Genomic DNA, 11,056 nt, shown 5'->3' on the forward strand with positions numbered 1-11,056 from the left:
CCGGTAAAACCTCCCGACTTTGCACCCATGGCGTTATAGGAGTCGCCGGCAGATTGCAGGCGCATCAAACGCAAGGAGGGCCACGGTGCCAAGCACCATGACCCTCGAGGTTGCCTCCTGTTATGACGCCAGCGTCTCAACCCGCCAGGATGAAATCCGTCTGGGTAACCGCTGTCGAGTCCGCCACCCCCACCAGGGTGATGCTATTGGTGCCGATGGTGACCACGGTGCTGCCGGCTACTCCTGCGACGCCCACATTGGCGCCGAAGGTGGCCGCCGTGATCCCCAGGTTCTCGATATTGAGCCGGTCCTGTCCACCCACCGGATTGACGTCGAAGTCCGCGATCATGTCCTGGCCGAAGCCCGCACCGAACACGAAGATATCGTTGCCAGCGCCGCCGACCATGTAGTCGTTGCCGGTCATGCCGAAGATCGCGTCATGCCCCGCCCCGCCGACGATGGTGTTGTCCAGCGCGTTGCCCATGCCCACGTCGAAGTTGCCGGCGCCGCCGAAGAACAGCCCTTCGAGGTTCGCCCCCAACTCGAACACCGAGAGCGAGGTCGACACCGAGTCGATCCCGGCGCCGGCCAGCTCCAGGACCACATCCCCGGCCTCGGTCATCTCGTACATGTCGTTGCCCTGGCCGCCGGCCATGGTGTCGTTGCCCGCCCCCCCGATCAGCACATCATTGCCTGCACCGCTGACGAGGACGTTGTTCAGCGCATTGCCGATACCGGTGAAGTTGCCGCTGCCGCCGTAGAACAGCCCCTCGAGGTTCGGCCCGAGGACATAGGTCAGCAGCGAGGTCGACACCGTGTCATGCCCGGCTCCGCTCAGTTCGTTCACCACATCCCCGGCGTCGGTGACTTCATAGACATCGTTGCCCAGACCGCCGCTCATGGTGTCGGCTCCGCCACCGCCGATCAGCACGTCGTTGCCGCTACCGCCCACCAGGGTGTTGTTCAGCGCATTACCGCGGCCCGTGAAGTTGCCAGTACCGTCGTAGATCAGGTTCTCGATATTGGCCCCCAGCGTGTAGCTGGCCAAGGTCGTTACCAACGAATCCTGTCCGCCGCCGGCCGCTTCGATCACCACATCCCCGACGTTGTCGACGTTGTAGGCGTCATTACCCTGGCCGCCGGCCAAGGTATCGGCCCCGGCACCGCCGATCAGCACATCATTGCCGGCGCCGCCCACGATGACGTTGTTCAGCGCATTGCCGGTGCCGACGAAGTTGCCGCTGCCGCCGAAGAACAGCCCTTCGACGTTAGCCCCCAGGGTGTAGCTGCCGAGCGAGGTCGACACCGTGTCATGCCCGGCACTGCCCGCTTCGACCACCACATCCCCGGCGTCGGTGACTTCATAGATGTCGTTGCCCAGACCGCCAATCATCGCATCGGCCCCGGCCCCGCCCATCATCACGTCGTCGCCGCCATCACCGTTGAGGGTGTCGTCGCCCAGCCCCCCGAGCAGCGTGTCGTTGCCGTCGAGGGCATTGATCAGGTCGGCGCCGATGGTGCCGATCAGGTTGTCAACACCTGGCGTGCCAACGATCAGGGCGCCGACTACCGCGGTGGTGGCAGAGGTGCGTGAGGTCGTAGTGCCGAAATCATCGGTGAAGGTGGCGATGACCCGCAGTTGCTGGCCGACCTGGGTCGCGGTCGGCGTGAAGCCACGGTTGGTCGCCCCGGCGATGTTGGTGAAGGTGACGCCATCGCTCGAGGACTGCCACTGGTAGGTGAAGATCGCGGTGGTGAGGCCATCCGGATCGTCGATGGTACCGGGCGAGGCCGCCAGCGACAGCGACTGGGTCGGCGACATGTCGCTGATCGCCGGTTCTCCAGTGGTCGCATCCGGGGCCGGATCAGCCAGAACCGCAGCGGTCGGGGCCGAGAACGCGGTTTCCAGCACGCCATTGGCGTCCTTGTAGATCGCCTTGAGTCGCAACTGCAGGCCGACCAGGTCAGCCGTGACCCGGAAGGTCGGTCCGGCGGCCACATCCAGTTCACCGCCTGCGGTCAGCGTCGTGATGTCGACGAAGACACCGTCGCCGGTGTCCACCTGCCAGTAATAGGCCACCTGGCCGGTGATGATACCGCCGGGGTTGTCCGGATCGGTGAGCCCGCCAATCGAAGCCTTCATCAGGGTGCCGACTTCTGGCGTGGTGTCATTGACGGACAACAAGCCTTCCGGACCGCTGTTGTTGCCAGGCGCGACCAAGAGAACATCGTTGGCGAATTGCAGCCGCTCGATATTGGTCAGGCGGTCGACACCGTCCGAGCCCACCAGGTCGGTCACGGTGAGGGAACCATCGTCATTGATGACGATGTCGTACTGCTCCACGTTGCCGCTGTAGACGGCTGTGTCAAAGCCGAGCCCGTTCCCGTCCATGATCTCGCGTACGATCACCAGCTGTCCCGGGTTGTAGGTGCCGTTGACCATGAACGGCGCCAGGTCCGTCAGGTTGTTGAAGCTGGCGATTTCGCCTCCGGTGCCATCGACATTGGCACGCACGCTGATGCGCACGTTCAGCCACTTGTCACCATCCATCAGGTCGTCACCGCCGCCGCCCAAAAGCATGTCGCTGCCGTCACCGCCCAGGATGATGTTGCCGCTGCCGAATGACGTTACACCTGCTCCCAGAAACTCCTGCAGACCGGCGATCAGGCTGATATGGGTCAGCACGCTGCCATAGGCGCCCGACGTGGCGATCAAGGTCGCATCGGCATCGTCGCCGCGGAGGATGTCGCTGAACGCAGAGCCGGACACCCCTTCAGTCGACTCGAAGCGGGCCAGGGCCGACGTGGCCCCCGGAGCGATCGGTGCCTCGATGAAGGCACGCAGACGCATATCGATGTTGACGCCCGCCGGGTCGTCCTTGAACACGGCCCAGTCGAAGCCCGACATCCCGACATAGCGGTCTCCTTCCCCGCCGTTGCCCATCATGACGTCGTCGCCGCCCTCACCGTCCATCCGGTCGATGATGCCGAACTCACCGAGGAACACGTCGTGCCCGATGATTGGGTCATTGCCGAAGGGGTCGAAGTTGTCGCCGGCCGCGCCATCCGGCATGCCGAGCTCTATCCAGTCGTCACCCTCGTTACCGAACGCGAACTCGTTCGCCCGGACCCCGAGAATGAAGTCGTTGCCCGTCCCGCCGAATGCTTCGGAGGCATCCTCGATGTTGATGACGAAGTCATTGCCGAATCCGCCCAGCAACAGGTTGATGCCGTTACCACCATGGATGACGTCGTTGCCTTCGCCGCCCTGGATATTGTCATCGCCGCCCTTGTCCGTAAGGATGTCGTCGCCGGCGCCACCAAAGATGATGTCGTTGCCGTCACCGCCTTCCAGTCGGTCGTTACCGGCATCGCCGTGCAGAGTGTCATCGCCGATGCTGGCAATGAGGGTGTCATTGCCGGCGCTACCCCCGAGCACCACATGGTCCTCGCCGTTGTACTGCAGGAAATTGGCACTGCGCAGAACCAGCGGGATCAACGGGTTGGCGCCCAGCGGGTCCTCGCGGCCAGTGATCCCCAAGCCAGTGAACTGCACGTTCTGGTCGACCTCAAGGGTGAAGGCTGGGGTCGAGAACACATCACCTGGCAGGTGGGTGGCGTCGGTGTTGGCCATGATCAGCTTGGCGAAGGAGTTGTTCTCCAGCTCGCTGAGGAAGTTCAGGCCGGCAGTGCGCTCCAGATAATAGAACCGGTCGCCGTCCTGGAGTTTCTCCATCTGCGTCTCGAAGACGAAGTTGAAGGTCGATCCCAGCAGGCCACCGAAGGGCATCTGCCGCTCGGCGAGACCACCGATCCACAGGTCGATGTCATTGACACCCGTCGTCGCGGCCGGTCCATTGAGGAACTCCAGCCGATCGTCCGGCGCACCAACCCCACCGAACACCAAGGCGAAGGCCGCAGCACGCTTGTCGGCCAGGGTCGTGGCGCTAGTGACCGAGGTATGGGTGCCGTAGGCGGCGATGAAGTTGACCACCGATTCCTGGTGCTTCAGGTTCATCGCGAAATCCAGCCAGCTGGTGTAGGGCTTGAGCTGGGCATCGCCGGTGGCGTTGTAGAACTCCAGACGCGCGGCATTCAAGGACGGCACACCGGTATCCCGGCCACGGGTGAGGTTGATGGTCGGCAGGTCGAGCGGCAGACCCAGCAAGTTGTTGCGCAGCGCCTCGGTGACGAACTCATCGATCTCGTTGCCGAGCTGCCGGGTCATGCCACGGACAATGGCGCCCGCGGCCTGATCGGCCGTGACCGTGACGGTTCCGCCCGCCCCATCGCTGAGCTGGTTGAAAGACAGCGGGTTGAGGAAAGCTGCGATCAGCCCCATGGAACTTTCAGTGAAGTTCGGGTCGAAGCGGTCAACGGTTTCGGTCAGCATCGAGTGACCGAAGCGATAAACCACGTGGGCAAACTCCGCGACGATGGCCGGGTTGATCGCGGTGTCGTACACCTGGGTCGGCGCGAAGAAGATGTCGACCTGGGGTTGCACCTTGCGGGCGAACTCTTCGAAGACCAGGTGCTGGTACTGCATTTCAGTGGTGAACCGCGCCGCTTGGAACAGGCGCTCGCCATTCCAGCTGCCATCGGGGAACTGCCATTCAGCGACGAAGGCCGGGTCATTGCTGGCCAGGACCACCGCCTTGATGTGCTCGATCATCCGGTTGTGCTCGGCGTGGAACACGTGGTGCACGGCGGTCAGGCCGATGTTCTCGTTGCCGCGGCCGTCGCCGGTAATGAAGTGTGCATTCAGCAATTCATCGTCATAGGTCCCGGCAATACCATCGTCGGTGCCTGCCACCAGATCAGCATCAGGTGTCAGCAATGCACCGGCAGAGTTGCGGGGGTTGGCGCTGTGGGCAATGTCATCGAGGAACGCATGATTGGTGCGAACCACGTTGGCGGGCACTGCCAGACCGCCGGCCACCCCTTCCACGAAGCCAGTGGCCGTGACGAACTGGGCGAAGCCGTTGGCGCCAGGAACAAACTTGCCGTAGGCGTCGGTCACCAGCATCGGCAGGTTGGTGACATCGGCATCGGTCAGGATGACGCCAAGCATCAGGGCCTGGGCCTTGACCTGTGCCCAGGTCGGCAGACCGCCGTCAACACCGTCCAACAGCCGGCCGGTCGCAACCGGATCCCCCGCAGCATTGAGTTCGTACTCGCGCAGGAAGACCTGGTGCGACGGGTGCGAGGTGTAGGTCTGGTTCTGGTCGACGAAAGGCGTGGTCTGGTTGTTGTGCAGGTGCACATCGTCCGAAGTGCCAAGGACATTGTCCGCCCCAGCCTGGACCAGCGTATTGGTGGCACGGGTCAGCAGCATGAAGCGTTGCGCTTCAGGCAGGTCGTCCGTCGTCCCGGCTATTCCGTCTGCGCCCAGCACCAGCGGATCGTCGGCTTGCAACGGCACGAAGATGACGCCGTTGCCCCCCTTGTTCACCAGGTCGAGGCCATGGTCGAAGAACTGGCCGAACAGGGTGAACCAGGAGTTGAAACCGGCCGACAACCCCTCATCCGGTGCGGTGTTGGGGATGAACAGCGGCTGTCCGCGAGGAATAGCTACACCACCCAAGTCAAGCAAGGTCCCAATTGCATAGGGCAAGCCGGTAGCGGAATCGATCTGCGTGCCATCTGCCAGGACGCCCAGCCCGGCATCGACGAAGGCCTGGACCGCCACCGGGTTGGTGATGGTCTGGTCGACCACCAGGTTGGAGATGATACGGGGGTCGGAATCCACCACATTGCCATTCGCGGCATAGTTGGTGTTCGTGGTGCCGGCAAATGGTGTCTCATCGTTCTCGTTGCGGAAGAACTGATCCAGCAGCAACGGGAACGGGTTGTCTGCTGCACCAAACTCTTCCTGCCCGGTCACCAGGTTGTTGAACGAGCCATCGACCGTACGAAGCCCAAAGGCAACCCGCGAGTTCGGCAGGATGTCCATCAGGTTCTCGCCTGCGGAATGGCGTTCGGCGATCCTGATCTGATCGAGGATGAACTGCAGGTCTCCCCTGATCAGGTGCACGCCGCCATTGACCGGGTCCGTCGCGCTCTCGGCCGGTATTGCGACCGGTGGAGTGGGAGCGACCAGACCGTCAACTGCGGCAGTTGGCGTCGAGAACGCTGTTTCCATCACGCCGTCGCCATCCTGGTAGATGGCCTTGACGCGAATGGCCACGCCATCCAGATCAGCAGTGACGAGGAAGGTACCGCGTGCCGCGGTAGATGGGGCATCCCCGCCAGCCGTGACGATGTCGTGGAATATGCCGGAGCCAGGCGCGACCTCGAACTGCCAGACGAAGCTCACCGGTCTGCCATCCAGCGACCCGGTCGGATTATCGGGGCTGACATTCTCGGCATCGGTCACGCCTGCCACCGAGGCTCTCAGCAACTGTCCGACTGCCGGAGTGTTGTCCAGTGTGTTGGTGTTCGCATCGAAAATGGTCACCAGGCCCACAGGGAGGCTGTTGAGACCCAGGAGAGGATCAGGCTCGACGAAAGCGCCGGCGACGGGATCGAATACCAGGGTCTGGTCGGAGAACTGCAGTCGCTCGATGTTCAGCAGGGTATCGGTACCCTCGGTGCCCGCAGCAACACCGACGTTGTCGGTGACCGTGGTGACCCCGTTGAGGGTGGTAACGGTGTAGTTAGCTCGTGGTCCTGCATAGACCGCCGTATCCAGGCTGTCGTCATCGTCCAGAATCTCACGCACGATACTCAACTGGCTCGGGTTGATTTCGCCCGAGAGCATGCGCGGAATCAGCTCCTGGAGGCTCTGCACGGTGGTCACATTGGGGTTACCGGTGACCGCGACACGGACATTCAGCCAGCGGTCGCCATCGATCAGGTCGTCGCCGCGGCGCCCCTCGATCACGTCACTGCCACTGCCACCGAGGAGGATGTTGCCCGACGAGAAGGAAATCACACCCGGGCCGAAGGCCTCGTCGAACAGCGCCTGCAGGCCATTGATCAGGGCGATGTTGGTCAGGGTGCTGCCCTTGGCACCCGCAGTGGGAATGGTTGTGGCATCGGAGTCATCCCCTTTCAGGATGTCGCCGAACGCCGAACCGGAAAGCCCCTCCACTTCGGCGAAGCGGTCCAGCAGGCCGGCATTGGAGGCCGTCACCGGGGGTTCGATGAAGTCGTCGATCAACAGGTTGGCAGTGACCCCACGCGTGTCGCTGCCATAACTGGCCCAGTCGAAGCCTGACGCACCGTCGAAGTGGTCGGAGCCGTCGGAACCGACCATGATGTCGTCACCGCCCTCACCCATGACTTCGTCAAAGCCGCCACCCGTGATGAACACATCGTTGCCTGCCACATCATCTGTGGCGAATGGCGCGAAGTTATCGCCGGGTGCGCCGTCCTGGGTGCCGATCTCGATCCAGTCGTCGCCTTCGTTACCTGCAGTCGGCAGGTTGGTCTTGGCACCGAATACGAAGTCGTTGCCGGGGCCGGCAAAGGTGTCCGAGACATCTTCACCGGTAACGATGAAGTCACTGCCGGCGCCGCCCAGGATCAGGTTGAATCCGTTGCCGCCATGCAGCACGTCGTTGCCGTCGCCGCCCCTCAGGGTATCGTCGCCACCCAGGTCGGTGATGATATCGTCACCGGCACCACCCTCCAGGTTGTCGACACCATCGCCGCCTTCCAGCCGATCGTTGCCTGCATCGCCCCAAAGCGTGTCGTCGCCGATGCTGGAGATCAGGATGTCATCGCCGGCGGTACCGCCCAGTACCACATGGTCCTCGCCGGTGTAGCGCAGGTAGTTGGTGTCAGGCCCTACCGTATCGGGGTTGTCGCGGATCACCAGGGGCGCAATCAGACTGGCCCCGGTTGGGTCGTCACGGCCGGTGAGACCTAGCCCGGTGAACTGCACGGCTGCATTGACCTCAAGGGTAAAGGCTGGAGTGGAGAAGATGTCCGCCGGCAGGTGCGTGACGTCAGTGTTGAGCATCACCAGTTTGGCGAAGGAGTTGTTCTCCATCTCGGTCAGGAAGTTCAGTCCCGCCAGGCGGCCGAGATAGTAGAAACGGTCGCCATTCTGCAGCGCTTCCAGCTGGGTCTCGAACACGAAGTTGAAGGTAGAACCGAGCAGGCCGCCAAACGGCATCTGCTTCTCGGCCAGACCGCCTACCCAGAAGTCCACCAGGTCAAGACCCGTGGTGGTAACGCCGCCGGGACCACTGGCCCAGGCCCCGGTACTGTTGAGGAAGTCCAGGCGGTCAATCGGCTCACCGACACCACCGAAGACAATGGCCATGGCAGCGGCGCGCTTGTCGGCCAGGGTCGTCGCAGCGGTGATGGTCGAGTGGGTGCCGTAAGCCGCAATGAAGTTGACCAGGGACAGCTCATGCTTGAGGTTGCCCATGAAGTCGACCCAGCTGGTGTAAGCCTCCAGCTGGCTGTCGCCTGTGGCCTCGAAGAAGCTGCGGCGCGCTGCGTTCAGCGAAGGCACGCCGGCATCACGGCCACGGGCAATGTTGATGGTCGCCAAGTCCAGGGGTAGGCCAAGCAGGTTGTTGCGCAGCGCTTCGGTGACGAACTCATCGATCTCGTTGCCCTGCTGGCGTGTCAGGCCGCGAACGATCGCGCCGGCCGCCTGCTCCGCCGTTACGCCACTGGCCGCGAACGCAAGCGGGTTGAGGAAGGCAGCGATCAGGCCGATTTCACTGTTGACGAAGTTCGGGTCCATCCGGTCGATGGTTTCGGTCAGCATCGAGTGGCCGAAGCGGTACACCACATGAGCGAACTCGGCCGTAATCGACGGGTCGATGGTGGTGTCGAAACCGTTTGGCGCCAGGAACTCATCGATGTTCGGCTGCACCTTGCGGGCGAACTCTTCGAACACCAGGTGCTGGTACTGCATCTCGGTGCCGAACTTGGCGGCCTGGAACAGGCGCTCGCCATCCCACTGCAGGGCGGCGATCTGATCCGGCGTGGTCGGGAACACCGCTGGAGCGGTGCCCGGCATCAGCCAGTTGCTGAGGAAGGCCAGATCGGCCGACTGCAGGATCACATCTTTGGTGTGGTCCACCAGGCGATTGTGCTCGGAGTGGAACACATGGTGCACGGTAGTCAGGCCGATGTTCTCGTTTACCCGCCCATCGCCCGCGATGTAGTGCGCATTCAGCAGCTCGTTGTCATAGGTACCGGCAATGCCATCGTCGCCGACGACAGCGTCCCCGTCGGCGGCCTTCAGAGCCCCGGTCTGGCTGTCGAATGGATTGGCGCTATGGGCGATGTCATCGAGGAACGCATGCCCGGTGCGCACAGCGCCTACCAGGCTGATGGGGGCGGCAGGATTGCCCTCCACCAACACGTCGTCAGCCGTTCCCGCTACACCGTCAAAACCGAGCATCACCACTTGCGGGAAGCCATTCGGCCCCTTGATGAAGTTGCCGTAGAGATCAGAGGCCAGCAGCGGGATATTGCCTACATCGGCATCGGTAAGGTTGATGCCGAGGATATCGCGGGCCTGTGCCTTGACCACTGCCCAGGTGGCCATGCCACCCAGCTCGACGTCATCCACTGTACCAAACCGTCCATCGGCACCGAGGTCACGGTTGGTGATCAGTTTGCCGGTCGCCACCGGGCCGTCCGGAGTCGAGACATAGGCGCGCAGGAACACCTGGTGCGACGGGTGCGAACTGTAGGTCTGGTTCTGGTCGACAAAGGGGCTGGTCAAGTTCAGGTGACGATGCACATCGTCAGCGGTGTTCATGATGCCGTCAGCGCCCGCGCCCACCGCCACATTGTCGGCACGGGTCAGCACCAGGAAATTGGTGGTGCCGCCCGGGACGAATAGCGGGTCATCCGGTTGCAACGGGATGAAGACCGTCCCTTGGTTACCCTTCTGCACCAGGTCCAGCCCATGGTCGAAGAACTGACCGAAGAAGGTGAACCAGGTGTTGAACGGCGCGGATAGCCCTTCATCCGGCGTGGTGTTGGGGATGAAGAAAACTTCTTTGTCATCCAGCGTGCCGAACTGCCCATCGAGCCCGGGGCTGATCACGGGAAGCGCGCCACCATTGGCCTCGACCGCCGCCGGGTTGCTGGCGGTCTGATCGACGATCAGGTTGGAAATGATCCGCGGGTCCGCATCCACCACATTGCCGGCGATCGGCCCCGTGGTGGCGTAGTTGTTGTTGGTCAGCAACCCACCGGGTGCAGGGCCATTGAGGTCGAAGCTGTCATCGCCTTCGTTGCGAAAGACCTGGTCGAGCATCAGCGGGAAGAACTCATCCGCTGCGCCAAAACCATCCTGCCCCGGGATCAGGTGGTTGAAGGAGCCATCGATGGTTCTCAGGCCCCAGGGCACCTGGGCGTTTGGCAACAACGCGGAAAGTTCCTGACCCGCGGCATGGGCTTCAGCGATGAGAATCTGCTGGAGAATGAACTCGAGGTCAGACTGAATGAAGTTGGCCATTTTTTGAATCCTCAGTTCCTACAGCAAAAAGTCAGGCTGAATCACATCCACGCGGGAGCGATTCCACGTTTGAAATGGAGATGTTGTTCAGAAGACCGGATCGAATCCGCGAACGAACCCGCTGAACCCATACAAGGGCTCAGGTGTCAGGGGATGATTCGGATCGTTGGCGCGCCGCACTACAATTGGTGGCGGCCTGGCTCAGGCAGAGGGTGGTCCGTGGACCCGGGCGGAAATGAATGCGTGCATCGGCGGGTGTGTCCCCCTCCAATGCAAAGACGAGTCGATAGCCATGACGACGTTCTCCCTAGCAGATCAATCAGGCTAAGGCTGCAACGTCCCTTTTCGGATGCAGTCTGCCAAAAAACAGTCACGCTCACTTACATCCTGACTAAAGTTCCGACCCCAATTAGTGTCAAGTAACCGTCAATAAGTATTTCCAAATGTAACTGAATACTAAGTGCATGAAATTTGTAAAAAAACTTCACTTATCTGCGATGAACGGTTCGACATCCATCGCCATCCCCCCTCCCAGCGCCTTGAGACACACCTCGCGATGACACTGAAATGCCCGTTCTAGAGCTGCCTAAGCCAACCCAATCCACTTATCACAGGAAA

At 62.1% G+C, this 11,056-nt stretch carries 1 protein-coding gene; it reads right to left on the bottom strand.

Annotation, left to right across the window (positions count from 1 at the left end):
• Positions 1-136: 136 nt before the first annotated feature.
• Positions 137-10,438, bottom strand: a complete 10,302-nt coding sequence (locus tag OXH74_RS24300; RefSeq protein ID WP_375739225.1) for a peroxidase family protein — start codon at positions 10,436-10,438, stop codon at positions 137-139.
• Positions 10,439-11,056 lie beyond the last annotated feature (618 nt).

This window comes from Metapseudomonas boanensis (assembly GCF_042232855.1).
GTDB classification, from domain to species: domain Bacteria; phylum Pseudomonadota; class Gammaproteobacteria; order Pseudomonadales; family Pseudomonadaceae; genus Metapseudomonas; species Metapseudomonas boanensis.